Source organism: Bradyrhizobium sp. BWA-3-5, assembly GCF_032917985.1.
Lineage (GTDB): Bacteria > Pseudomonadota > Alphaproteobacteria > Rhizobiales > Xanthobacteraceae > Bradyrhizobium.
The window spans coordinates 4,383,362-4,405,310 of record NZ_CP136626.1; the positions used below are offsets into that span (position 1 = coordinate 4,383,362).

Here is a 21,949-nt window from a genome sequence, read left to right on the forward strand (position 1 = left end):
CCCGCAGATAATATCAGATCGTCCGCGGCGAAATCAGGGTGCCGTCGCGCTCAATGCTGCCGGCGATCCTGCAGAAATCGCCTTCGAGGCGGAGCTTGCCGCTTGCGAGCAGGCGCAGCGCCTCGGGATAGATGCGGTGCTCGACGCCGAGGACACGCTGCGACAGCGTCTCGGCAGTGTCGTCATCGGCCACCGCGACCGCGCCCTGCATCACGATCGGGCCGGCGTCGGTTTCGGGAATGACGAAGTGCACGGTGGCGCCCGAGAGCTTCACGCCGGCCCGCAGCGCCTGGCCATGCGGATCGAGGCCCGGAAAGGACGGCAGCAGCGAGGGATGGATGTTGAGCATCTTCCCGTACCAGCGCTGCACGAATTCGGCGGTGAACAGCCGCATGAAGCCACCGAGACAGATCAGCTCGATCTTTTCTTCGTCGAGCGCCCGCTGCAGGACGGCTTCGAAGCCGGCGCGATCCTTGCCAAATGGCTTGCTCTCGATCACGTCAGTCTTGATGCCGCTGGCGGCGGCCTTCTCCAGCCCAAGCGCATCGGCCCGGTTGGAAATCACGGTGACGATCTCGGCCGGAAAGTCCGCGGCTTTCGCCGCGTCGATCAGCGCGGCCATGTTCGACCCGCGCCCGGAGATCAGGATGGCGACGCGGCGTTTCATTGCGATAGATCGAGATGGCCGTTGTAGACCACGCGATGTTCGCCCGTGGCCGGGATGACTTCGCCGAGCAGCGCGACGGTCTCGCCGCTTGCGGTCAGGATTTCCGTCACCCGCTCGACTGCATCCGCCTTGACGATCGCGATCATGCCGATGCCGCAGTTGAAGGTGCGGAGCAGTTCGAGCTCGGCGATGCCGCCCTGCTCCGCCAGCCATTTGAACACCGGCAGTACCGGCAGCCGCGCCAGGTCGATGCCGACGCCGAGATGCTTTGGCAACACGCGCGGGATATTGTCGGTGAAGCCGCCGCCGGTGATGTGGGCGAGGCCCTTGATCGCCCCGGTTTCGCGAATCGCGCGCAGGCACGACTTCACATAGAGCCTCGTCGGCGCCAGCAGCGCGCCGCCCAGGGTCATGACCGGCGAGAACGGCGCCGGCGCATCCCAGGCGATCCGCGAGTTCTCGACGATCTTGCGGACCAGCGAGAAACCGTTGGAGTGCACGCCTGACGAGGCCAATCCAATCACGGCGTCGCCCACGGCAATGTCGCCGCTTGGCAGCAGCGTGCCGCGCTCGGCTGCTCCCACCGCGAAGCCCGCCAGGTCGTAATCGCCGTCCTTGTAGAGGCCCGGCATTTCCGCGGTCTCGCCGCCGATCAGGGCGCAGCCGGATTCGCGGCAGCCCTCGGCAACGCCGGCCACGATCGCCGCGGCGGCCTCCGGATCGAGCTTGCCGCAAGCAAAATAATCGAGGAAAAACAACGGTTCCGCACCCTGCACGACGAGGTCATTGACCGACATCGCGACGAGGTCGATGCCGATGCCGCCATGCAGGCCGGTCTCGATCGCGATCTTGACCTTGGTGCCGACGCCATCGGTCGCCGCCACCAGCACCGGGTCCTTGAAGCCCGCCGCCTTGAGGTCGAACAGGCCGCCAAAACCGCCGATTTCGGCGTTGGCGCCGGCCCGCGCGGTGGCGCGCACCATTGGCTTGATGAGATCGACGAGGCGGTTGCCGGCGTCGATGTCGACCCCCGAATCGGCGTAAGTGAGCCCGTTTTTGCGGTCGTTCATGCCCAAATTCCAGTACGATGACGGCTGGTTACGAGGAATTCAGCGATCCTGCAATGGCTCGCAAGGGCCCAGCGCATATACTATGTAGATAAGAACCGGCAGAACCCGCCAGGGGCCGGATCTAAGGCCGGGAGCCGGGAAGCGACCGAGTTGAGCATTCCGAATATCATTACACTGGGGCGCATCATTCTGGTGCCCGTCATCGTCTGGGCGATCGTGTCCAGCCAGATGGAGATCGCCTTTGCGATCTTCGTCATTGCCGGCGTCAGCGACGCCATCGACGGTTTCCTCGCCAAGCGGTTCAACATGTCGAGCGAACTCGGCGCCCTGCTCGATCCGCTCGCCGACAAGGCGCTCCTGGTCTCCATCTTCGTCGCGCTCGGGATCTGGGGCGCGGTGCCGCGCTGGCTGGTCATCCTCGTGGTGTCGCGCGATATCATGATCGTCGCGGCGGTGATCGTGTCGTGGCTGCTCGACAAGCCGGTCGCGATGAAACCGCTGATGGTCTCCAAGCTCAACACGGTGGCGCAGGTGGCATTCGCGGCGCTGGTGCTGGCCTCGCTCGGTTTCGATTTCAGGCCCGCGCCTTATGACGTGATCCTGATGGGATTCGTCACGATCTTTACCCTGGCTTCCGTCTCGCTCTATCTCGTCGAATGGGTGCGGCACATGAGCACGATCGAAGCGAGCTAAGCGCGTTCGCTTATTTTGGTACGTTTTCTTCGCGCCACCGGGTAGCCATTTCGCTCGAAAACGCTATGAATGCCCAAAGATTCCGGCCCGGAGACCTGCGTGGCAGTTCGCGTTCAACCTCGTCAGCTTGCCTTTGCGCTGCCGCATGCGGAGAGCCTGACCCGCGACAATTTCCTGGAAGGTCCGGCCAATGAGGCCGCGCTCGCGCTGATCGAAAGCTGGCCGGACTGGCCGAACCGCATCATGCTGCTGGTCGGACCGGAGGGCTCCGGCAAGAGTCACCTCGCCGCGATCTGGGCCGAACAGGCCGGCGCGCGTTCGACGGCGGCGCATGCGCTAAGCCCGACGGCCGTGCCCGGCACACTCGCCACCGGAGCGCTCGTTGTCGAGGATTTGAGGCCGGCCGATTTCGACGAACGCGCGATGTTTCATCTCTTGAACCTGGCACGGGAGGATGCGGCCTATATCCTGATCACGGCGCGCGTTCCGCCGTCAGCCTATGAGATCGAGCTGCGCGATCTCCGTTCCCGCCTGCGCGCCGTGCCGGTGGTGTCACTGTCGCCGCCCGATGACCTCCTGCTCCGCGGCCTGATCGTCAAATTCTGCGCTGACCGCCAGATGAGTGTCGACGAGACGGTCGTGAGCTACCTCGTCAGCCGGATCGAGCGCTCCTACGCCGCCGCCCGTCAGGCGGTCGAGCTGTTGGATACCGAGGCGCTGCGGCTCGGCCGGCCCGTCAGCCGGGCCCTGGCCGTGGAACTGCTGCGCAACCTCTGAGCGGTACCGGGTGCTGCCTCCTGCCGCCTTGACGGCGGCTTTGGGCGGAACATCAATGTCATTGAAACGTCATCGGAATATCACATGCTCTGGGCCGCATACGCGTAACGTCGGCCTTATCTTGCCCGAGATGGATCAAAGCCTCATGGAATCGGCACAAATTATTGAAATAAAAGAAAAAGAGACGCCTGCCGAGACTGCCCCCGCGATCGCTTCCAGCCCGGAGCGTTTCATTAACCGTGAGCTATCCTGGCTGCATTTCAACCGCCGTGTGCTCGAGGAATCGGTCAATCCAGGCCACCCGGTGCTGGAGCGGGTGCGCTTCCTGTCGATTTCTGCCAATAACCTTGATGAGTTCTTCATGGTCCGCGTCGCCGGTATCAAGGCGCAGGTCCGCGAAGGCATCGCCGAACGCAGTCCTGACGGCCTGACGCCGGCCGAGCAGCTCGCCCTCATCAACAAGACGGTTTCGGAACTCGCCTCCGACCAGCAGGCGATCTGGCGCGATTTGCGCACCACGCTGTCGGACGCCGGTATCAAGCTGGTCGACGGCCACGACTTCACCAAGGCGGAGCGGAGCTGGCTCGAGGACCACTTCCTCCGCAACATCTTCCCGCTGCTGACGCCGCTGGCGATCGATCCCGCGCACCCCTTCCCGTTCATCCCGAGCCTCGGCTTCACCATCGCCCTGCAATTGTCGCGGACATCAGACGGCAAGGCGATGAATGCGTTGATCCGCATGCCCGGCAAGATCGACCGCTTCATCCGCATGCCCGCCGGCAAGGATGGCGCCGTGCACCTGATCCCGCTGGAGCAGGCCACCGGCCTGTTCATCGGCCGACTGTTCCCCGGTTACACCGTGAAGGGCCAGGGCGCCTTCCGCATCATCAGGGACTCCGAACTCGAAATCGAGGAAGAGGCCGAGGATCTGGTCCGCCTGTTCGAGACCGCGCTGAAGCGTCGCCGGCGCGGTTCGGTGATCCGCCTGGAGATGGAAGCCAAGATGCCGGAAGCGCTGTGCGCCTTTGTGCGGCAGGCGCTTGCGGCGGCGGATGACGAGGTGTTCCTGGTCGACGGCGTGCTGGCGATGAACGAGCTCTCGCAGCTCACGCGGCTCGACCGGCCCGACCTCGAATTCACGCCCTATGTGCCGCGCCACCCCGAGCGCGTGCGCGACCATGGCGGCGACATCTTCGCCGCTATCAGGCAGAAGGATCTGATCGTCCATCATCCTTACGAATCGTTCGATGTCGTCGTGCAGTTCCTGCAGCAGGCGGCGCGCGACCCCGATGTCGTCGCCATCAAGCAGACGCTCTACCGCACCTCGAACAACTCGCCGATCGTGCGCGCCCTTGCCGAAGCGGCAGAGGCCGGCAAATCGGTGACCGCACTGATCGAGCTGAAGGCACGGTTCGACGAGGAAGCCAATATCCGCTGGGCCCGCGACCTCGAACGCGCCGGCGTGCAGGTCGTGTACGGCTTCCTCGAACTGAAGACGCACGCCAAGCTGTCGATGGTGGTGCGGCGCGAGGGCGGCAATCTCACGACCTATGTGCACACCGGCACCGGCAATTATCATCCGGTCACCGCGCGCATTTATACCGACCTGTCCTATTTCACCTCGGACCCGATCATCGGCCGCGACGCCGCGCGTGTCTTCAACTACATCACCGGCTATGCCGAGCCGAGCGACATCGAACGCATGGCGGTATCGCCACTGACGCTGCGCAAGCGCATCCTCGAGCACATCAGGGGTGAGACCAATCACGTGCGGCACGGCAAGCCGGGCGCGATCTGGATGAAGATGAATTCGTTGGTCGACCCCGATATCATCGACGCGCTGTACGAGGCCTCGCAGGCCGGCGTATTGATCGAACTTGTCGTGCGCGGCATCTGCTGCCTGCGGCCCGGTGTGCCGGGCCTGTCGGACAATATCCGCGTCAAATCGGTGATCGGCCGCTTCCTGGAGCATGGCCGCATCTACTGCTTTGGGATGGGTCAGGGCCTGCCCGGCCCCAAAGCGGCTGTGTATATCTCCTCCGCCGACATGATGCCGCGGAACCTCGATCGCCGCGTCGAGGTGCTCTGCCCGCTGCAAAATCCCACGGTACATCAGCAGGTTCTCGAGCAGATCATGGTCGCGAACCTGAAGGATACCGAGCAGAGCTGGCAGTTGTTGCCGGATGGGTCCTCAACGCGTATGAAGGCCGCGAAAGGCGAAGAGCCGTTCAACCTGCACAATTATTTCATGACGAATCCGAGCCTGTCTGGACGTGGAAAGTCTCTCAAGGAATCCTCGCCGCGCCGCCTCACGCGCCGCAACGAGCGTCAGCAATCGTCTTAAGGGGCCGCGGCCGTGAAGCGGCCGCGCAAGCGCGCTTCCAGCGTTGCCGTCATCGACATCGGTTCGAACTCGGTTCGTCTCGTCGTCTATGAGACGATGGCGCGCAGCCTCGTCACCATCTTCAACGAGAAGGCGCTGTGCGGGCTCGGCCGCGAGGTGCAGAGCACCGGCCTTCTGGCGGAAGACGCCGTCACCAAGGCGCTGACGGCGCTGCGGCGGTTCCGGGCGCTATGCAGGATTCAGCAGGTCGGCCGCGTGTTCGCGATCGCCACCGCTGCCTGCCGCGACGCCAAGAACGGTCCCGACTTCATCGCCAAAGCCGAGCGCATCTGCGGCGCGCACATTCAGATCCTTTCGGGACCGCGCGAGGCAAAACTATCCGCGCTCGGCGTCGTCTCCGGCATCCACAATCCCGACGGCATCGTCGGCGATCTCGGCGGCGGTTCGCTCGAACTGATCGACGTGCAGAAGAGCCGCGTCCATAGCGGCGTCACACTGCCGCTCGGAAGCTTGGCGCTGCAGGACCTCTCGGCGAAATCCTTGAAGCGCGCCGAGCGCATCGTTCGCGAGGCACTGTCGGACGTCGCCCAGCTCAAGGCCGGCAATGGCCGCACCTTCTATGCGGTCGGCGGCACCTGGCGCGCGCTGGCGCGCATCCACATCGTGCAGAGCGACTATCCGTTGCGCGTCATGCACGGCTATTCGATCCCGGCCTCCGACGCGCTCGATTTCGCGCGGCGCCTGCGCCGGCTTGCCGCCGCCAACATGCTCGCCGACATCGAAGTGGTCGCGGATGCGCGCCGCCCGCTCCTGACCTATGCCGCCTTGGTGCTCGAATACATCATCCGCATCGGCCGCCCAAAGGAAATCGTGTTCTCGACTTTCGGCGTGCGCGAAGGCCTGCTCTACGAGATGCTCCCGCCGAATGAGCGCGCCAAGGATGGCTTCATCTGCGCGGCGCAAACCCTGAACGGGCTTTTGTCGCGCTCGGCGCGCCATGCCGAGGAACTGGTGGCCTGGACCGACCGGCTGGTGCGCGTCGTGAGGCTGCGTGAGACCGAGGAAGAACGCCGCTTGCGCCACGCCGCCTGCCTGCTCTCCGACATCGGCTGGCGCGTGCATCCCGACCATCGCGGCGAGGAAACGCTGAGCCTGATCACCAATGGCAATTTCGGCTCGATCAGCCATCAGGGCCGCGCCTTTGTCGCGCTGTCGGTGTTCTATCGCTACGCCGGGCTCAGCGAAGAGAACGAGCCACCGGAACACATCCGCGAGCTGCTGACGCCGGCGATGGACGAGCGTGCCCGCCTTCTCGGCGCCGCGTTCCGCGTCGCCCATTTGATCTCGGCCGCACGGACCGGCGTGTTGCCCGCGACGCATTTCCGCACCCGCGGCCGCAAGCTGATGCTCGTGTTCGAGCACCGCATGATCGACCTTGTCGCCGACCGCGTCGGCAGCCGCTTCAAGCAACTGGCGCGCCTCGTCGGCCGCGCCGGCTCGATCGTACGAAGCTGAGAACGGTACCGCCTGCTAGGGGCGTGAACCCATAAATTCAGAGGAGCGCATTCGCATGTGGCCCGATCGCAGGACCGAAAGCGAATCGTGCCGCTTGAGAAATCTAGATATTTCCCGATTTTCAACGTGCTCTCAATGCCTTGACTTGCCGGTGGTGGTGCTTTGGCGCTATGCCACAGTATTCGCCACCCGTGCATGCGACCGAAGGGCACAAGGTGCAGTTTCTGTTTGCTGACTACGTACTCGACCTTAATCGGCGAGAGCTCAGCCGCGGCTCGGCCGCAATTGCAATTGGCCCAAGGGTGTTCGACCTGCTGGTCTACCTGGTGCAAGCCCGCGACCGCGTCGTCACCAGGGATGAACTGCTGGACACCGTGTGGAGCGGGCGCATCGTCTCTGAATCAACACTCACCAGCCATATCAACGCGGTGCGCAAAGCGATCGGCGATAGCGGCCAGGAACAGCGCCTGATCCGAACGATTGCCCGCAAGGGCCTCCGGTTCGTGGGCGAGGTTGAGGCAAGAGGCCCCGATAGCGCCATCGTCCGAAACGCGGAGCAGGCTAACTCGAATGAGCGCCAGGAGCCGTCTCTTCCTGACAAGCCCTCGGTTGCCGTCCTGCCGTTTCAGAACCTGAGCGGTGATCCAGAGCAGGAGTATTTCGCCGATGGTGTTGTTGAGGACATCATCCTGGCCTTGTCGCGGATACGCTGGCTGTTCGTTATCGCTCGGAATTCGAGCTTCACATACAAGGGCAGGGCCGTAGATGTCCGACAGGTGGGGCGCGAATTGGGCGTGCGATATGTGCTTGAAGGCAGCGTGCGCAAGGTGGCGACAAGGGTGCGCATCACCGGGCAACTCATTGATGCGACCAATGGCGTGCATCTCTGGGCCGAGCGTTTCGAAGGTACCCTCGACGACATCTTTGAGCTGCAGGACACGGTCGCCGCAGGCGTCGTTAGTGCGATCGCGCCGCAGCTTGAACTTGCCGAAATCGAGCGTGCGAGCCGAAAGCCGACCGAAAGCCTCCACGCCTATGACTATTACTTGCGAGGATTGACCAAGTTTCACCTTGCGAGCAGGGCCGGCCTCGATGAGGCTTTGCCTCTATTCTACAAGGCGATCGAGCTCGATGCGGAGTTCGCCTCCGCGTATGGAATGGCGGCGTGGTGCTACTACTGGCGCAAGATGAATCGTTGGCTCAACGATCGCGAGGCAGACGGCAACGAGGCTGCGCGATTATGCCGACACGCCGTGACGCTGGGAAAGAATGACGCGGTCGCTCTGACCAGAGGCGGGCATGCATGGCCTCATTTTGGCGGTGACCTCGAAAGTTGCGTCACCTATGTCGATAGGGCGATGATACTCAATCCCAATCTCTCGACGATCTGGTACCTCGGCGGGTACCAACGAATTTCCCTTGGCAGACATGATAGTGCGATCGAATATTTCGCGCGTGCCATGCGTCTCAGTCCGCTGGATCCGGAGACATTTCAAATGCAGACCGGCATCGCGATGGGGCATTTGTATTCCGGGCGATTCGACGCGGCCGTCGCCTGTTTGGAAATGGCTTGGCGGGAGGTACCGAACGTGCTGCGGGTAGCGGCCTTTATGGCCGCAAGCCACGCGCTTGCAGGCCGGGAGGAAGAAGCGCGACAAGCCATGCATCACGTGCGCCGGCTCGATCCCACGCTACGAATTGCCACGCTCGATGACTGGCTGCTGGTCCAACCGAAGGACTTCGCGGTAGCCGCGGAAGGCCTGCGAAGGGCCGGGTTGCCGGAGTAACGGCACCGCTTGCTCGCAGTCCTGCTCCCCGAACGAGCTGAAGATCGAACGGCTTCGATCCGACCGGGATGCGTCGGAAGCGCCCTTGAGCTCTCGCCAGCCGCATCCAGACAATAATCTTTGAATAAAAATGGCGCTTCCGCGCGCCGCTTGGACAAATTTCCAAGGCAAATCCAACCGCAATCCAACATGGCCGCAAGGCTTTTCGGCCCGTCTGAGCGCATTCTAGCCTCGCTTCACAAGCAAGGCCATTGGCGGCCCGAAAAGACGAGGGAAAGCCATGAAGATCGTGATTATAGGCGGCACCGGGCTCATCGGAACGAAGCTCACAAGCCAACTCCGCCGGAAAAGCCACGAGATAATCCCGGCATCTCCGAGCACGGGTGTCAACACGATCACGGGCGAGGGCCTCGACAAGACGCTTTCGGGTGCCGAGATTGTCGTCGATGTTGCGAATTCGCCCTCCTTCGAGGATCGCGCGGTTTTGAAATTCTTCGAAACGTCGGGCCGTAATCTTCTCGCCGCCGAGGCCGCCGCCGGAGTCCGCCATCATGTTGCGCTGTCCGTTGTCGGGACCGACCGACTTCAGGAAAACGGCTATTTCCGCGCCAAGCTCGCGCAGGAAAATCTGATCAAGGCCTCGAAGATCTCCTACACGATCCTGCGCGCGACCCAGTTCTTCGAGTTCGTCGGCGGGATCGTCGATGCTTCTGCTGATGGACAAATCGTCAGACTGTCGCCCGCCCTGTTTCAGCCCGTGGCCTCAGACGACGTCGCGGCTGTCCTGGCCGACATCACGCTCGGTGTTCCAGTCAACGGAATCGTCGAGCTGGCCGGACCGGAACCGTTCAGTCTCGATGATTTTGCCCGGCAATACCTGACCGCTACAAAGGACCCACGCAAGGTCGTCGCCGACATCCATGCTCGCTATTTCGGAGCAAAACTGGACGATCGGTCTCTCACGCCGGGCAAGAATCCCCGGCTCGGCGCCGTGCGTTTTGAGGACTGGCTGGCCGAGATCTGCCAGTGACGGGCACGACCAAGGCCCGCAAAGCGATACTCTCGACGGCCGGCGCATCGCGAGCAAGACAGAGCCCACGCGTCTGCTTGCCGCTTTCGTAGTTGATAGCGAAAGGACCGGACCATTCCGGATCATGACGACTAGCGGGAGCTTGCTCGTCATGCCGTATCTACCCTCCCTAACACGAGCACAAAACCATGAGTAAGCCGAACTTGCGTGAGCCGTCGGAGGATCTGCCAGCCGCGTCCGATGCGCGCCAGAGCAACGTGCCAGTTGCCGAGGGGCGTCCCGATGCGGAGATGGCACGCGTGCTCGGGACTACACCGTTTCACGTGTCTTTGGACCCCTCCGGTGCCGGAATTGCCCACTGGAAACACGAGCCATTGCACGACGTCGTCGAGCCCATGACCCACCACGTCGTCATGGCTTACAACGGTATGATGCAGCGCATGGAGCGGCGGTCAGGAAGATCGGTTGCGATTGGAACGTTCCGTCGCGGGGTCGTGATAATCATTCCGGAAGGATCAAGCTCACGATGGGATATTCCGAAGCCCGTTGACGTCGTTCAGCTCTACCTTCCTCACACAACGCTCAAGCGCGTTGCCGCCGAAGCCGACACCGCCACACCGATCAATCTGCTGGAGCGAACGGCGCATCCCGACCCCATCACTTCCCGATTGCTCTTGAGCGCGGCCGATGCTCTGGAGGGCAATGGGGCCCTGGATAAGCTGTTCAGGCACCAGCTGACAGACCTCCTGGCCACGCGCATCCTGGCTGCTCACACCGGCTCGCCAACCACGTTCCAGCCGACCATGGGTGGACTGCCGCCGAAGACCCTGCTGCGCGCCATCGAACGCTTGCGCTCGGACAGCGATGCCGACGTCTCCCTCGCTGCCCTGGCTTCGGATGCCGGCCTGTCGCGCTTCCACTTTTGCCGTGCCTTCAAGGAAAGCGCCGGACTTTCGCCTCATGCCTGGCTGCGCCAGCACCGGCTCGAGCAGGCTATGAAAATGCTGCGCGACACTGACTCATCCGTCGTGTCGGTCGCAGCGGCGCTTGGCTACTCCTCTCAAACCGCTTTCGCTGCGGCGTTCAGGCGGCTGACCGGAGAAACTCCGAGCGATTGGCGACGACGCTTTCGGTAACAGCAATCGCTCTGCGATGACAGCAATCGGGCTGGCGCAGCCGCAGGACTGGTTCGCTAAGACATCACGGAGCATTCGCCAACACCAGGGAAGACAAGAGAATGGTCAGGAACAAATCCATCAGCCAGCTTGCAACTACTTCGCGCCGGAAAGTGCTCGCAAGCGCGCTCATTTACGCGACTTCGCTCACCGTCCGCTCCTCTTCGGCGGCCGGCAAGGAAAACAGCTCGTCGACATTCCCCGCTCAAAGGACTGATCCCATGACCTCCGTCACCACCAAGGATGGCGTACAGATCTTCTACAAGGACTGGGGACCGAAATCCGCCCCGCCCATCGTCTTTCACCACGGCTGGCCGCTGAGCTCCGACGACTGGGAGACGCAGATGCTCTTCTTCGTCGGCAAGGGCTATCGCGTCATCGCCCATGATCGCCGCGGTCACGGTCGCTCAAGCCAGGTGAGCGATGGCCACGACATGGATCACTACGCAGCCGACGTGGCCGCGGTCGTCGAGCATCTCGATCTGCGCAACGCCATTCATGTCGGTCATTCCACCGGCGGCGGCGAGGCCACGCGCTACGTCGCGCGTCATGGCCGGGGCGGCGCGGCCAAGCTGGTCCTGATCGGCGCCGTGCCGCCGCTGATGCTGAAGACGGAAGCCAATCCCGGCGGGTTGCCAATCGAAGTGTTCGACGGCCTGCGCCAACAGCTCGGCGCGAACAGGGCTCAGTTCTATCTCGATTTCGCGAGCGGTCCTTTCTACGGCTACAACCGCCCGGGCGCCAAGCCGTCGCCGGCGGTTGTCTGGAACTGGTGGCGCCAGGGCATGATGGGCGGCGCCAAGGCGCACTACGACGGCATCAAGGCATTCTCGGAGACGGATTTCAGCGAGGACCTGAAGAGCATCGTGGTGCCTACGCTCGTCATGCATGGTGGAGACGATCAGATCGTTCCCGTCGCCGACTCCGCGCCCCTGTCGGCGAAACTGCTGAAGAACAGCACGCTCAAAATCCACGAGAAGCTGCCGCACGGCATGTGCACGACCCATGCCGACCTCGTCAACGCCGAACTGCTTACGTTCATCAAGACCTAGCGTCTTCGCTTTTCGTCTTTGCATCAGAGCAACTCAAACCACAGGAGTGGATCACACGCGACTGGTCATCATAGGCGCCGGCTTCGCCGTCCCGCGCCCGAGCGCGCTGCGGCGCTCGGGTCGGCCGATCCGGAGCGCGTGACCAACCTCTATACGCCCAAGCGATGGCGGCCGCGCTCCTCTGGCTGCGCGGCCTGCTCAACCAAGACCAGCCAGAACCAAGACCAACCAGGCGCCTTTACCATGAAACAGGAGACGAACATGAACCTGCATAACACCTCATACCCCGTTACATCGGGACCCGAAGAGCTCGTTCCGTCGCGCTACGCGCTGAAGGTCGGCGACATTGACGTGCTGGTGGTCAGCGATGGCGTGCTGCCGCTCCCAACCCAAATGTTGGGACACAACGCCGACCCGGCCGACCGCGCGGCCTGGCTGAAAGACATGTTCCTGCCGCAGGACGCGTTCGACTGGGCGCTGAACGTGGTCTTGGTGCGTAGCGGCGGCAAGACCATCCTCATTGACGCTGGACTAGGATCCGATCCGGACTTGAACTTGCCCCGAGCCGGCCAGTTGATCAAGCGACTGGAGGCCGCCGGCATCGATCTTGGGTCCGTGACCGACCTGGTGCTGACCCACATGCACATGGACCACGTTGGCGGGCTGCTCGTCGAGGGGGTGAAGGAGCGACTGCGTAAAGACCTCCGAATCCACGTGGCGGCCGCTGAGGTCAAGTTCTGGGAGTCGCCCGATTTCTCCCACACCTCTATGCCGCAGGGTTTCCCGGATGCGCTTCGGTCGGCCGCCAAGCGGTTCGTGAGCGAATACGGGAGCAACCTGCGGACGTTCGATGAGGAGCACGAGATTGCGCCGGGCGTGGTCGCCCGTCGCACCGGCGGTCACACCCCCGGGCATAGCGTGGTCCGCGTGGCCTCCGGCGGCGAGGGGCTGACGTTCGCCGGCGACGCAGTGTTTACTGTCGGGTTCGAGCAGCCCGACTGGCACAACGGTTTCGAACACGACCCCGAAGAGGCGGCGCGCGTTCGTATCAGTCTTTTGCGAGAGCTTGCTAAGAGCGGCGAGATGCTGGTGGCCACTCACCTGCCGTTTCCGTCCATCGGCCGGGTGGCGGCCGACGGCGACGCCTTCCGTTTCGTACCGGTCTTCTGGGACTACTGACCGCTCGTTGAGGTTGAGGCCGAACCAGGGCGCGTATGAATTCGCGCCCTGGTTTCGACACCTCGCAACCACTGAGCCGCTGAAACCGAAGCCGTCGTTTATGCCCGCTTTGACCAACTTCGAACTTTACAGATGAGTCGAACATGCAGAACGAAAAAGTCATGATCATAACGGGCGGCAGCTCCGGCATCGGTCGGGCGGCCGCGCTCCGTTTCGCCAACCAGGGCAGCAAAGTGCTCATCACGGGTCGCCGCGCCGGCCCCGTCGAGCAAACGGTGGCGGAGCATCAAAATATCGCGGGCATTGTTGCGAATACCGCCTCTGCTGAAGACGCCAAGCGGACCATCGCCACGGCGGTCGACAACTGGGGCCGAGTGGATGCGCTCGTCAACAACGCCGGCGCGGGCGCCATCCTTCCATTATCGGATGCGACAGCCGATCGGATCATAGACATCTTTTCCGTCAATGTGCTCGGTCCGAGCCTGCTGGCCCGCGCCGCCCTTCCTCACCTGAAGGCGACGCAGGGCACCATCATCAACATCTCCTCGACCTTCGGTCACCGGCCGGCAGCGGGACTATCCCACTACGCCGCCAGCAAGGCGGCGCTGGAACACCTGACCCGCTGCTGGGCGCTCGAACTCGCGCCGCTCGGAATTAGGGTGAATGCGGTCGCGGCCGGGCCCACGGAATCCGGCGCCTTGACCGGGATGATGGGTCTATCCGCGGAACAGGCCGAAGCCGTCAAGGAAGACGAGCGCGTACGGATTCCGCTCGGTCGGCGCGGCGTTCCCGACGACATCGCGGAATGGATTGTCCAGCTTGCGGGCCCCGCCTCGCAGTGGCTGACGGGCCAGGTTCTCGCCGTCGATGGCGGCTTGGGGCTGGCTTAGTTTCCGCGCTGCCAATTGCGGTCCCGACCTAATTTACTTCTCTTTCCGATTAAGGGCGATAGTTCCAGCGCATAGAGGCCGGCGGCGGCGGCAAAGCCGGTGCCGAAGAACACCAGCAGCAGGTTACGCGCCGACCATGCGATGAGGCGGGCGATCATGGCTGGGCTCCCTCGGCAAAGCCCTTCAGCGCCGCCTTGAGATTGCTTTCGGCATCGATCAGGAAGTTGGCCGATATCACCACCGGATCGTCCTCGGCAAGGCCTTCGCGGACCTCGACAAAACCCTCGCCGCGATGGCCGAGCTTGACCTCGCGCGGCTCGAACCGCCCTTCTCCCTTGTCGACCAGCACCGATTGCCGCCCGCCGCCGGCGAGCACCGCGCTTTCGGGAATGGCGAGCACGGCCTCCGCACTGCCGGTCTCGATCTCGGCATCGACATACATGTCGTGGATCAGCAGCAGGTCCGGATTGGACAGCTGGACACGCACCCGCGCCGTGCGCGTCTCCTTGGTGATCTGCGGATAGATCACGTTGATCTTGCCGGAAAATTCTTTTCCCGGAAAACTTCGCGCGCGCACCACGGCGCGCTGGCCGACCGCTAGCGCCCCGAGATCGCGCTCGGCAACATCGATGATCGCCCACACCACCGAGTGGTCGGCGATCCGGAACAGAACATCGCCCGGTTGGGCGCGCATGCCCTCGGTGACGTTGCGCTCGAGAACGATGCCGTCGCGCGGTGAGGTCCACTCGACCCCGATCGGCACGTTGCGACCTTTCTCGATGCTGACGATAGCCGCCTCCGGCACGTCGAGATTCATCAAGCGCTGCCGCGAACCCTTGCCATAGACCCCCTCGCCTCCGCCGGTAACTTTTGAGTTCAGCGTCGAGATATATTCGGCCGCCGCCGACGAGATGGCCGGGCTGTAGATTTCCATCAGCGGCTGGCCCTTGACGACATGCGCACCGGTGGTGACGTCGGCGACCTTCTGGACGTAGCCTTCGGCGCGCATTGCGATCACGGAAACGCGACGCTCGTCGAGCTGAACGGTGCCGGGGGCGCGAACCGTCGCGCGGATCACGCGCATGGCGGCGGCCTCCGACTTGACGCCGGAGCGCTGGATCCGGCCCGGCGAGAGCTTGACCACGCCTTCATCGCTGTCCTCGCCCTCATAGACGGGGATGTAATCCATCCCCATCGAGTCCTTCTTGGGCGTCGTCGAAATGTCCGACAGGCCCATCGGGTTGCGGTAATACTTGATCTTGCGCTCGGCCGGAGCCGTCGAAGCGCCGGTCGCCGCATGCTGATGGCTACTGTCGGCAAGCGCGGCAACGCCGGCGATGGCAACGCCCGCGATCGCGCCCAGGGCGGCGCCCCAGAATGACATCTTCATTTCGGTATCCTCTAATGGTGGTCGGCCGCGAAAAGCGGCACAGGGCGCGTCAGGCGCGCCGCGAGGCATCCGGCATCAGGCCGGACGAACCAGCGATCGAGGAGGTTTGGGCGGAGGTGAAAGACCAAGACTCTCGGCGTCCGGGTCGCTTGCCGGCAGCAGCATACGAAGCATGACCGGGTCGACCAAGGCGATGCTGGCCGATGGCTGCGCCTGCAGCGTCTTCACCATGCAGATCGCCATCAGCGGGCAATCGGCGCAATCCGCCGGCGCCGACTTCTCGGAGCAGCACGACATGTCCTCGGCCATGGATGACGTTTCGTCGGCCATCGCAGCCGCGGCCACCGAGGCCGGCGAATCCATCTTCGCCCGCGCCGCCAGCGGGGCGAACACGAGGCCTGCGATCAGGAAGACCGCCAGCAGCCGACAGATGTGGATCGAGCGTTTCACGGCATTTGTTTTCGCATAATCCGCCCCGCAATGGGAAGTCAGGTTCCATCACGAAGCCGCGGGTTTCGTTAATATAATCCGCCTCTGGGAACATCACATTGCGGCAGATCAACCTGGTTTGATCCAGGGCCGGAGCATTCATTCCCGCCGAAAGCCAGAACATTTTCGTTTCCGGCGGCTTGACTTGGCGGCCGCCCCTTCTGCGGCCCTCAGCCAAGGAGCCCGCCATGCACGCCCGCGAAATGATCGGCACTCATCCGGCCGTCCAAGGCCAGGTCAGCGACGCCCTGATCCGCTGCATCGAGGAATGCTATTCCTGTGCCCAGACTTGCACGTCCTGCGCCGATGCCTGCCTGTCGGAGCGCATGGTGCAGGAGCTGACCCAGTGCATCCGCCTGGATCTCGATTGCGCCGACATCTGCAACATCACCGGCCGCATCATGACCCGCCGCACCGGTTTCGATGACGAGGTGATGCGCCGCATGCTCAGCGTCTGCGCCGCCGCCTGCAAGCTGTGCGCGGAAGAATGCCAGAAGCACGCCGCGATGCACGAGCATTGCCGCATCTGCGCGGAAAGCTGCCGCAATTGCATGGAAGCCTGTCACGAGGTCGCGCGCGGCATGGCGCATTAGCGCGCGGCCAGTCCGCCCGATCAGCCTTCGCGTCGCAAAATGCTGAACTGAAACGCCTGCCGTGCGCCCCATGGCGTGGCATGCTCGTGCCGCTGCGTGTGGATCAGTCTGAAAGCGGCACCAAGCGTCTGTGCGAGGCTCGCGCTGTCATAGCGCGCGACCGGCAGGCCGCTGCACTTCTCCGGGCCATCGGGCGCGAAAGTGGCGATGATGGCGTGGCCGCCGATTTTCAGGCCGCGCTCAATACGGGCGATATAGGTGGCGCGATCGCTGGCCTCGGTGAGAAAGTGGAAAGCGGCCCGGTCGTGCCAGATGTCGTACGTCCTCGCCGGCTCCCAACTGGTCACGTCGGCGACGATCCAGTTGACCCGCTCGGCGCGGGCGCCAAGGCGGACCTTGTCGGCGGCCAGTGCGGCGGCCGACAGGTCAAGCACCGTGACATCCTCAAACCCGCGTTCGAGAAGATGGTCGACCAATCGCGAAGCGCCGCCGCCGACGTCGATGATGGCTGACGTTGGCTCCGCCTGCATCATGATCAAGTCCAGCGAAGGCGTGGCGCTTTGCTGAAACCAGCTCACCTCGTTCTCGCCCTTCGTCGTGTAGACGCTCTCCCAATGGGCCTGACGGCCGACTTCACCCATTGATCATCCTCCACTGGCGAACGACGTTCGAAATATGCGCGCCGCCTCCACGCACAACAATTAAGGGCACGCCGTGCTTTAATTCCGCTTGACCTATTCATAACTCCTCGGTTATGAAACAGATCATAACCAACGGGTTATCGATCTAAATGCCGAACGCCCATGATGTGCTGTTCAGAACCCTCGCCGACCCCACGCGCCGGGCGATCTTCGAGCGTCTGTGCCGTGAGGGCGAGCAGACGGTCGGGGCGCTCACCGCCCGGGCCGGCATCTCGCAGCCGGCGGTCTCAAAGCATCTCGGCGTTCTCAAGCAGGCCGGGCTGGTGCGCGACCGTCATGAAGGCCGGCAGACGCATTACAGCGCAGAGGCCAGGGCCCTCGCCCCGCTGATCGACTGGGCAAGCCAAATGCACGGCTTCTGGGAGAAGCGGTTCGACAGCCTCGAAGATCTGCTCAAACGGATGGACCAATGACCAATACCGCCACCGAAACACGAACCGTCGTCGTCGAACGCGAGATGCCGCATCCGCCGGAAAAGCTCTGGCGCGCGCTCACGCAGCCGCATCTGATGGAGGAATGGCTGATGAAGAACGACTTCAAGCCCACGGTGGGCCACCGCTTCAACCTGCGCGGCGAATGGGGCGGCGTGCTCGACTGCGAGGTGCTCGCCATCGAGCCGAACAAGGCGCTGTCCTACACCTGGAATTTCAATCATGACGATGCGGCCTTCGCGCTGCAGAGCGTGGTGACGTTCACGCTGACGGCGACCCGCACCGGCACCCTGCTGCGCATGGAGCAGACCGGCTTCCGGCCGGATCAGAAGCAGGCCTATGGCGGCGCCCATGCCGGATGGAAGCAGTTTTTCGAGAAGCTGGAAGCGCTCGTGGCGCGGCCGGACTAGGCCGCCGCCGCATCACGCTCCAGCCCATCGTCAAAGGAGGTCCCATTGAACTGGAATAATCATATCAGGCAGATCCACCGCTGGCTTTCCATCACCTTCACGCTGGGGGTGATCGTCAATATCGTCGCGATGGTGCAGGAGAAGCCGGCGGTCTGGGTCGGCCTACTTGCGCTGTTCCCGCTGATCCTGCTGATGCTCACCGGTCTCTACATGTTCGCGCGGCCCTACGCCGCGAAATGGCGCAACGGCTAAGCAACGCCCCGGAGCCAGCGCGATGGTGAAAACGACGTCGAAAAAGCCGGCGAAGGCCGCAAGGACGACGACCGCCAAGCGGCCCGCCGCAAAGCCTGTCCTGATCTCGGGCGGCAATCCCCAGATCGCGAAAGGAGACGGCGATGCGCCCGTGCAGGCCTACATCGCGGCGATGCCGGGCTGGAAGCGCGACATCGGGCGGCAACTCGATGCCGTGATCCAGCGGACCGTTCCCGGCGTGCGCAAGGCGGTGAAATGGAAGTCGCCGTTCTACGGCGCGCCGGATCAGGACGGCTGGTTCCTCAGCTATCATTGCTTTACCAAGTACGTCAAAGTGACGTTCTTCCGCGGCACATCGCTGCTCCCTGTTCCGTCAGGCGCATCCAAACATGAGGAAGTGCGCTATCTCGACATCCATGAGGGCGCTCTCGGCGAGGCTCAGTTCGTCAACTGGGTGCAGCAAGCCAGCCGATTGCCTGGCGAACCATTGTAAATGGAACGACTTTAGCCATGAAGAAAGCCGGCATGAAGAAGAGCAGCCCCAAGGAAGCCAAGGGCCCAGGCTCTCCCTCCGAACATATCGATGCCAGGATCGGGGAATTGAGCGACTGGCGCGGCGAGATGCTCGCGCGCATCCGCGACATCATCCGGCAGGCCGATCCTGACGTGGTCGAGGAGTGGAAGTGGCGTGGCGTGCCGGTGTGGGAGCATGACGGCATCATCTGCACCGGCGAAACCTACAAGGCCGTCGTGAAGATGACGTTTGCCAAGGGCGCCTCGCTGGCGGACCCGTCAGGGCTTTTCAACTCCAGCCTGGAGGGCAATACCAGGCGCGCGATCGATATCCATGAGGGCGACAAGATTAATGAAAAGGCGCTGAAGGCGCTCATTCGCGAGGCGGTGGCCCTGAATACCTCGAAGCGCGCCGCCAGCGCTCGCAAGAAGTGATTGTGCAGGCGCCATACAGGGCGCAGCGCTCCTACTTCGAAATAAGCTGCAATTCCAGCAACGCGAGCCGCTGCAGGATCAGCGGATCGCGCTCTCCGCTGTGGGCGCCGCGCAGGATCGCTTCGGCGATGAATTGAACATGATGGGCGCTGACCGGCTCGGGAAGCGAAGCGACGGCCGCCTCAAGCGCCTGCTCCATCACCGAGATCACCTCGGGCGGAAACGACGCGTTGGCAAAATCCTTCATGGCAATGACGGAGAAAAGGAAGCGGTTGCCAATGCGCCGCGCAAGGCGGACGGCATCGGCAGCCGCTTGAGTTCACGTGTCTATCCCTGACACAGATTGCATAATTTTCCCGGAGTTGATTGGTTCCTGCTCCGAGCATGAATTGCTACTTCGAGCATGAAATCGTCAGCTTCTGCAGGCGGGGCGAGCCCGCGCGCGATATCGCGGACGCGGCTTCAGGCGGCTGGATGCAGGTGAAGATAGCGGTCATCGAACTGCGCGAGCTCCATCAGCTTGGCCTCGTCGAGCACCTGTACCCGCCCCTTGCCGACATCGACGATTCCGTCCTGGCGCAGTTGCTTGATGATGCGGTTGGCGTGCACCGGCGTAATCCCCAGCGCCTCGCCGATCTGCTCCTGGGTCAAGGGGAATTCGATCGCCGTTGACTCGGCTTGGTTCGTGACGGCAAGGCGCCTGCGCAGTTCCAGCACCACGTGGGCTAGCCGGGCGGGAGCCGGCCGCTGCCCGACATTCACGATCCACTCCCGGAATATCGCCGCATCGATCAAAGTAACGCGCCAGAGCGCATCCGCGACGTTCGGCCGCGCATGCGTCAAAGCCAGCAACGCCGTGTGACTGATAAATCCCAATGTCGACGGCACGAGCGTGATGAGGTCATGATCCATCATGTGCAGATGCAGGCTCTGCAAGTCGGGAATTTCGCCGGGAATGTGGATCGAAAGGATTTGCCGCCCGCCAGGGATTGTCGTCTTTGACCGGATACAAAAGCCTTCGATGATCAGACAGCACTCCTTCGGACGCTCGCCCTCCGATACGATGGCTCGGCCGCCTTCCCAGTGGCGAACCGCAATCGGGAGTGAATTGATAGCATCAATGTCCGCTGGTTCGAGTTGCGAGACGGTATTGAGCCGCCGCAATAAGCTCGCCAACACCGTTTCCCGATCCACGGGGCCTGCCTCCTTGCGAATGGTGTGCTGCCTTTGAACGAAAACGAACGGCGCTCGATAGGGGTTCCAACAAAGGTTAAGGATAACGCCGCCGGAACGTGAAAGGGTCGAACCTGGAAAGGAAACCGACCCATGAAAAAGAAGCGAAATCGAAGCCGCCCCGCGCTCCCTCTGCAGGAGCGCCTCAAGCAACTCGCGTTTCGCGCGCGCGAGAAGGCGGAGACGTTGCCGCCGGGACGCGAACGTGACCGCCTGCTGACCGCAGCGGTGTCGACCGAGTCAGCGGCCGCGATCGAGCGCTGGCTGACGTCGCGCGAGCTGGAGAGCCCCAAATAGCGCTCCTCTTCACACGCGCTTGTCGGCGTGAACGTGGATGACGTAGAGCGGATTGGCGAACTCATCCGTGACTTCCATCCGCCAATCCATGCCCGGCCGCAGTCTGCCGTCGAGATCCTGGATGATCTGCCCCGCCGTCACGGTAGCCTCGCGCCAGGCGGCCTGCAGGTCGGGCAATTCATCCCCCTCCTCATCCAGTTCGACCCTCTCGTGGTACACGTTGAAAAAATAGCGTGGCATGGGGCATTCCTTAACGTCGAGCAGCCTTGTTTCTCAGCCCGACGTTCTTGACCTTCCTTCATAGCGGTCTTCGTGCGCGCCGGCCTGCTCACGGCCGCACAGCTCCTGTGTCGGATACGGGACATTGGAAGAAAGTGACAAAGCTGGCGATTGTTCCTGGGAACGAATGCGGCTCACCGCCGCGCAATCAGCCGGCGGGAACGAATCGAACCGGGCCAGCTTGATCTACCGTGCTGGTGTCGGGAGTTGGTTGATGCGTATGGCTGGCTCGGTTCCGTCAATCGTGCCCCAGGGTGACGAGCACGACGTCTATATCGTCGAGCACCACTGTTTGGAACATGGACAGATCTGGGGCGAGGTAAATTCGGAGGCGTCAGGATTCGAGGCGGTCGTCACCGATCTGCTCACCGGCCAGTACACCGACCCGATCCGGGTCGTCGCTTTCAATGTCGCCGCAGGATGGTGTCGCGACGCCTCCGCTGACGTCGCGCATGAACTGCGACAACGGTGCGACCTTCAGCTCCGGGACATCCCCTTCTTCCTGCAGGATTTCGTCGACCGCTACGAGGGCCGCTACCACGACATCCAGTTGCCGCTGCCGATGCGGTTGTATTAGAAAAGCTCACTCGCCGGTGATGCCGAGTGCACGGACGAGTTCGCCGCGCGCCTGGTAGTCAGCGGCGATCTGGCACCTGAAATCGTCAGGCGTGCCGCCGGCCGCGACCGAATTGGCCGGCCCATCGTTGGCCGCGGCAAGATGCCGGCCAGATCACATAGACGGCGAAA

General features: G+C 63.1%; 27 protein-coding genes. 18 read left to right on the top strand and 9 right to left on the bottom strand.

Annotated features, from left to right (window positions below; genetic code table 11):
• Positions 1-13 precede the first annotated feature (13 nt).
• Together purN and purM are read right to left on the bottom strand one after the other, a co-directional pair.
• On the bottom strand, positions 14-667 hold the full coding sequence (gene purN / locus RX331_RS21260) for a phosphoribosylglycinamide formyltransferase (protein WP_317251867.1): 654 nt from the start codon (positions 665-667) through the stop codon (positions 14-16).
• Positions 664-1,737: a phosphoribosylformylglycinamidine cyclo-ligase gene (gene purM / locus RX331_RS21265; RefSeq protein ID WP_317251868.1), complete on the bottom strand. Its 1,074-nt coding sequence runs from the start codon at positions 1,735-1,737 to the stop codon at positions 664-666. The genes purN and purM overlap by 4 nt, the downstream gene beginning before the upstream one ends.
• Before the next feature lie 150 nt (positions 1,738-1,887).
• Here purM and RX331_RS21270 point away from each other — a divergent pair, with 150 nt between their 5' ends.
• The 10 genes from RX331_RS21270 to RX331_RS21315 all read left to right on the top strand — a co-directional run bounded on the left by RX331_RS21270 (position 1,888) and on the right by RX331_RS21315 (position 14,179).
• A complete protein-coding gene (locus RX331_RS21270; protein ID WP_317251869.1) occupies positions 1,888-2,430 on the top strand; it encodes a CDP-alcohol phosphatidyltransferase family protein in 543 nt (180 codons plus the stop codon).
• Positions 2,431-2,529: 99 nt separating this feature from the next.
• Entirely contained in the window at positions 2,530-3,207 is a 678-nt protein-coding gene (locus RX331_RS21275; RefSeq protein WP_317251870.1) for a DnaA ATPase domain-containing protein, read from the top strand.
• Positions 3,208-3,352: 145 nt separating this feature from the next.
• Positions 3,353-5,551, top strand: coding sequence for an RNA degradosome polyphosphate kinase (locus tag RX331_RS21280; protein ID WP_317251871.1), 2,199 nt, complete (start codon positions 3,353-3,355; stop codon positions 5,549-5,551).
• A 12-nt stretch (positions 5,552-5,563) separates the two neighbouring features.
• A complete protein-coding gene (gene ppx / locus RX331_RS21285; protein ID WP_317251872.1) occupies positions 5,564-7,066 on the top strand; it encodes an exopolyphosphatase in 1,503 nt (500 codons plus the stop codon).
• Positions 7,067-7,281: 215 nt separating this feature from the next.
• The gene (locus RX331_RS21290; RefSeq protein WP_317251873.1) at positions 7,282-8,853 is read left to right on the top strand and encodes a winged helix-turn-helix domain-containing tetratricopeptide repeat protein; all 1,572 of its coding nucleotides are present in this window, start codon (positions 7,282-7,284) and stop codon (positions 8,851-8,853) included.
• A gap of 280 nt (positions 8,854-9,133) precedes the next feature.
• The gene (locus RX331_RS21295; protein ID WP_317251874.1) at positions 9,134-9,883 is read left to right on the top strand and encodes an SDR family oxidoreductase; all 750 of its coding nucleotides are present in this window, start codon (positions 9,134-9,136) and stop codon (positions 9,881-9,883) included.
• Positions 9,884-10,071: 188 nt separating this feature from the next.
• The gene (locus RX331_RS21300; protein ID WP_317251875.1) at positions 10,072-11,019 is read left to right on the top strand and encodes an AraC family transcriptional regulator; all 948 of its coding nucleotides are present in this window, start codon (positions 10,072-10,074) and stop codon (positions 11,017-11,019) included.
• Between the two features lie 260 nt (positions 11,020-11,279).
• The gene (locus RX331_RS21305; RefSeq protein ID WP_317251876.1) at positions 11,280-12,110 is read left to right on the top strand and encodes an alpha/beta hydrolase; all 831 of its coding nucleotides are present in this window, start codon (positions 11,280-11,282) and stop codon (positions 12,108-12,110) included.
• Between the two features lie 261 nt (positions 12,111-12,371).
• Positions 12,372-13,289, top strand: coding sequence for an MBL fold metallo-hydrolase (locus RX331_RS21310; RefSeq protein ID WP_317251877.1), 918 nt, complete (start codon positions 12,372-12,374; stop codon positions 13,287-13,289).
• Positions 13,290-13,432: 143 nt separating this feature from the next.
• On the top strand, positions 13,433-14,179 hold the full coding sequence (locus tag RX331_RS21315; protein WP_317251878.1) for an SDR family oxidoreductase: 747 nt from the start codon (positions 13,433-13,435) through the stop codon (positions 14,177-14,179).
• Here RX331_RS21315 and RX331_RS21320 read toward each other — a convergent pair.
• The 3 genes from RX331_RS21320 to RX331_RS21330 all read right to left on the bottom strand — a co-directional run bounded on the left by RX331_RS21320 (position 14,176) and on the right by RX331_RS21330 (position 16,019).
• Positions 14,176-14,337 carry a hypothetical protein gene (locus RX331_RS21320; protein ID WP_317251879.1) on the bottom strand — a complete coding sequence of 54 codons (162 nt, stop codon included), beginning with the start codon at positions 14,335-14,337 and terminating at the stop codon, positions 14,176-14,178. The two genes, RX331_RS21315 and RX331_RS21320, sit on opposite strands and share 4 nt — an antisense overlap.
• A complete protein-coding gene (locus RX331_RS21325) occupies positions 14,334-15,569 on the bottom strand; it encodes an efflux RND transporter periplasmic adaptor subunit (RefSeq protein ID WP_317251880.1) in 1,236 nt (411 codons plus the stop codon). Before RX331_RS21325 ends, RX331_RS21320 begins: the two co-directional genes overlap by 4 nt.
• 75 nt (positions 15,570-15,644) lie before the next feature.
• Positions 15,645-16,019, bottom strand: coding sequence for a hypothetical protein (locus tag RX331_RS21330; RefSeq protein ID WP_317251881.1), 375 nt, complete (start codon positions 16,017-16,019; stop codon positions 15,645-15,647).
• A gap of 227 nt (positions 16,020-16,246) precedes the next feature.
• Here RX331_RS21330 and RX331_RS21335 point away from each other — a divergent pair, with 227 nt between their 5' ends.
• Positions 16,247-16,651, top strand: coding sequence for a four-helix bundle copper-binding protein (locus RX331_RS21335; RefSeq protein ID WP_317251882.1), 405 nt, complete (start codon positions 16,247-16,249; stop codon positions 16,649-16,651).
• Between the two features lie 20 nt (positions 16,652-16,671).
• Here the strand turns inward: RX331_RS21335 and RX331_RS21340 are convergent, their stop codons facing one another.
• Positions 16,672-17,292: a class I SAM-dependent methyltransferase gene (locus RX331_RS21340; RefSeq protein ID WP_317251883.1), complete on the bottom strand. Its 621-nt coding sequence runs from the start codon at positions 17,290-17,292 to the stop codon at positions 16,672-16,674.
• A 149-nt stretch (positions 17,293-17,441) separates the two neighbouring features.
• Here RX331_RS21340 and RX331_RS21345 point away from each other — a divergent pair, with 149 nt between their 5' ends.
• The 5 genes from RX331_RS21345 to RX331_RS21365 are packed head-to-tail and all read left to right on the top strand — an operon-like array spanning position 17,442 to position 19,393.
• On the top strand, positions 17,442-17,765 hold the full coding sequence (locus RX331_RS21345) for a metalloregulator ArsR/SmtB family transcription factor (protein ID WP_317251884.1): 324 nt from the start codon (positions 17,442-17,444) through the stop codon (positions 17,763-17,765).
• A complete protein-coding gene (locus RX331_RS21350) occupies positions 17,762-18,193 on the top strand; it encodes an SRPBCC domain-containing protein (protein ID WP_317251885.1) in 432 nt (143 codons plus the stop codon). The genes RX331_RS21345 and RX331_RS21350 overlap by 4 nt, the downstream gene beginning before the upstream one ends.
• Positions 18,194-18,238: 45 nt before the next feature.
• On the top strand, positions 18,239-18,445 hold the full coding sequence (locus RX331_RS21355) for a hypothetical protein (RefSeq protein WP_317251886.1): 207 nt from the start codon (positions 18,239-18,241) through the stop codon (positions 18,443-18,445).
• Positions 18,446-18,467: 22 nt separating this feature from the next.
• The gene (locus RX331_RS21360) at positions 18,468-18,938 is read left to right on the top strand and encodes a DUF1801 domain-containing protein (RefSeq protein WP_317251887.1); all 471 of its coding nucleotides are present in this window, start codon (positions 18,468-18,470) and stop codon (positions 18,936-18,938) included.
• A 17-nt stretch (positions 18,939-18,955) separates the two neighbouring features.
• Positions 18,956-19,393, top strand: a complete 438-nt coding sequence (locus tag RX331_RS21365) for a DUF1801 domain-containing protein (protein ID WP_317251888.1) — start codon at positions 18,956-18,958, stop codon at positions 19,391-19,393.
• A gap of 31 nt (positions 19,394-19,424) precedes the next feature.
• On the opposite strand, the gene RX331_RS21370 is transcribed toward RX331_RS21365, so the two are convergent.
• On the bottom strand, positions 19,425-19,640 hold the full coding sequence (locus RX331_RS21370) for a hypothetical protein (protein ID WP_317251889.1): 216 nt from the start codon (positions 19,638-19,640) through the stop codon (positions 19,425-19,427).
• 215 nt (positions 19,641-19,855) lie between these two features.
• Positions 19,856-20,587: a Crp/Fnr family transcriptional regulator gene (locus RX331_RS21375; RefSeq protein ID WP_317251890.1), complete on the bottom strand. Its 732-nt coding sequence runs from the start codon at positions 20,585-20,587 to the stop codon at positions 19,856-19,858.
• A gap of 132 nt (positions 20,588-20,719) precedes the next feature.
• On the opposite strand from RX331_RS21375, the gene RX331_RS21380 reads away from it, so the two are divergent.
• Positions 20,720-20,923, top strand: a complete 204-nt coding sequence (locus tag RX331_RS21380; protein WP_317251891.1) for a hypothetical protein — start codon at positions 20,720-20,722, stop codon at positions 20,921-20,923.
• A 9-nt stretch (positions 20,924-20,932) separates the two neighbouring features.
• Here the strand turns inward: RX331_RS21380 and RX331_RS21385 are convergent, their stop codons facing one another.
• Positions 20,933-21,163, bottom strand: a complete 231-nt coding sequence (locus RX331_RS21385) for a DUF6894 family protein (RefSeq protein ID WP_317251892.1) — start codon at positions 21,161-21,163, stop codon at positions 20,933-20,935.
• Between the two features lie 253 nt (positions 21,164-21,416).
• Here RX331_RS21385 and RX331_RS21390 point away from each other — a divergent pair, with 253 nt between their 5' ends.
• Positions 21,417-21,779, top strand: a complete 363-nt coding sequence (locus tag RX331_RS21390; protein WP_317251893.1) for a hypothetical protein — start codon at positions 21,417-21,419, stop codon at positions 21,777-21,779.
• Positions 21,780-21,949: the final 170 nt, after the last annotated feature.

Bases quoted from the DNA above. Each gene is read 5' to 3' on its own strand.
- RX331_RS21300 (WP_317251875.1), top strand. From the start codon at position 10,072: ATGAGTAAGCCGAACTTGCGTGAGCCGTCGGAGGATCTGCCAGCCGCG.
- RX331_RS21380 (WP_317251891.1), top strand. From the start codon at position 20,720: ATGAAAAAGAAGCGAAATCGAAGCCGCCCCGCGCTCCCTCTGCAGGAG.
- RX331_RS21335 (WP_317251882.1), top strand. From the start codon at position 16,247: ATGCACGCCCGCGAAATGATCGGCACTCATCCGGCCGTCCAAGGCCAG.
- RX331_RS21295 (WP_317251874.1), top strand. From the start codon at position 9,134: ATGAAGATCGTGATTATAGGCGGCACCGGGCTCATCGGAACGAAGCTC.
- RX331_RS21365 (WP_317251888.1), top strand. From the start codon at position 18,956: ATGAAGAAAGCCGGCATGAAGAAGAGCAGCCCCAAGGAAGCCAAGGGC.
- RX331_RS21345 (WP_317251884.1), top strand. From the start codon at position 17,442: ATGCCGAACGCCCATGATGTGCTGTTCAGAACCCTCGCCGACCCCACG.
- RX331_RS21390 (WP_317251893.1), top strand. From the start codon at position 21,417: ATGCGTATGGCTGGCTCGGTTCCGTCAATCGTGCCCCAGGGTGACGAG.
- RX331_RS21280 (WP_317251871.1), top strand. From the start codon at position 3,353: ATGGAATCGGCACAAATTATTGAAATAAAAGAAAAAGAGACGCCTGCC.
- RX331_RS21350 (WP_317251885.1), top strand. From the start codon at position 17,762: ATGACCAATACCGCCACCGAAACACGAACCGTCGTCGTCGAACGCGAG.
- RX331_RS21360 (WP_317251887.1), top strand. From the start codon at position 18,468: ATGGTGAAAACGACGTCGAAAAAGCCGGCGAAGGCCGCAAGGACGACG.
- RX331_RS21305 (WP_317251876.1), top strand. From the start codon at position 11,280: ATGACCTCCGTCACCACCAAGGATGGCGTACAGATCTTCTACAAGGAC.
- RX331_RS21320 (WP_317251879.1), bottom strand. From the start codon at position 14,337: ATGATCGCCCGCCTCATCGCATGGTCGGCGCGTAACCTGCTGCTGGTG.
- RX331_RS21325 (WP_317251880.1), bottom strand. From the start codon at position 15,569: ATGAAGATGTCATTCTGGGGCGCCGCCCTGGGCGCGATCGCGGGCGTT.
- RX331_RS21315 (WP_317251878.1), top strand. From the start codon at position 13,433: ATGCAGAACGAAAAAGTCATGATCATAACGGGCGGCAGCTCCGGCATC.
- RX331_RS21310 (WP_317251877.1), top strand. From the start codon at position 12,372: ATGAACCTGCATAACACCTCATACCCCGTTACATCGGGACCCGAAGAG.
- purM (WP_317251868.1), bottom strand. From the start codon at position 1,737: ATGAACGACCGCAAAAACGGGCTCACTTACGCCGATTCGGGGGTCGAC.
- RX331_RS21340 (WP_317251883.1), bottom strand. From the start codon at position 17,292: ATGGGTGAAGTCGGCCGTCAGGCCCATTGGGAGAGCGTCTACACGACG.
- RX331_RS21370 (WP_317251889.1), bottom strand. From the start codon at position 19,640: ATGAAGGATTTTGCCAACGCGTCGTTTCCGCCCGAGGTGATCTCGGTG.
- purN (WP_317251867.1), bottom strand. From the start codon at position 667: ATGAAACGCCGCGTCGCCATCCTGATCTCCGGGCGCGGGTCGAACATG.
- RX331_RS21385 (WP_317251892.1), bottom strand. From the start codon at position 21,163: ATGCCACGCTATTTTTTCAACGTGTACCACGAGAGGGTCGAACTGGAT.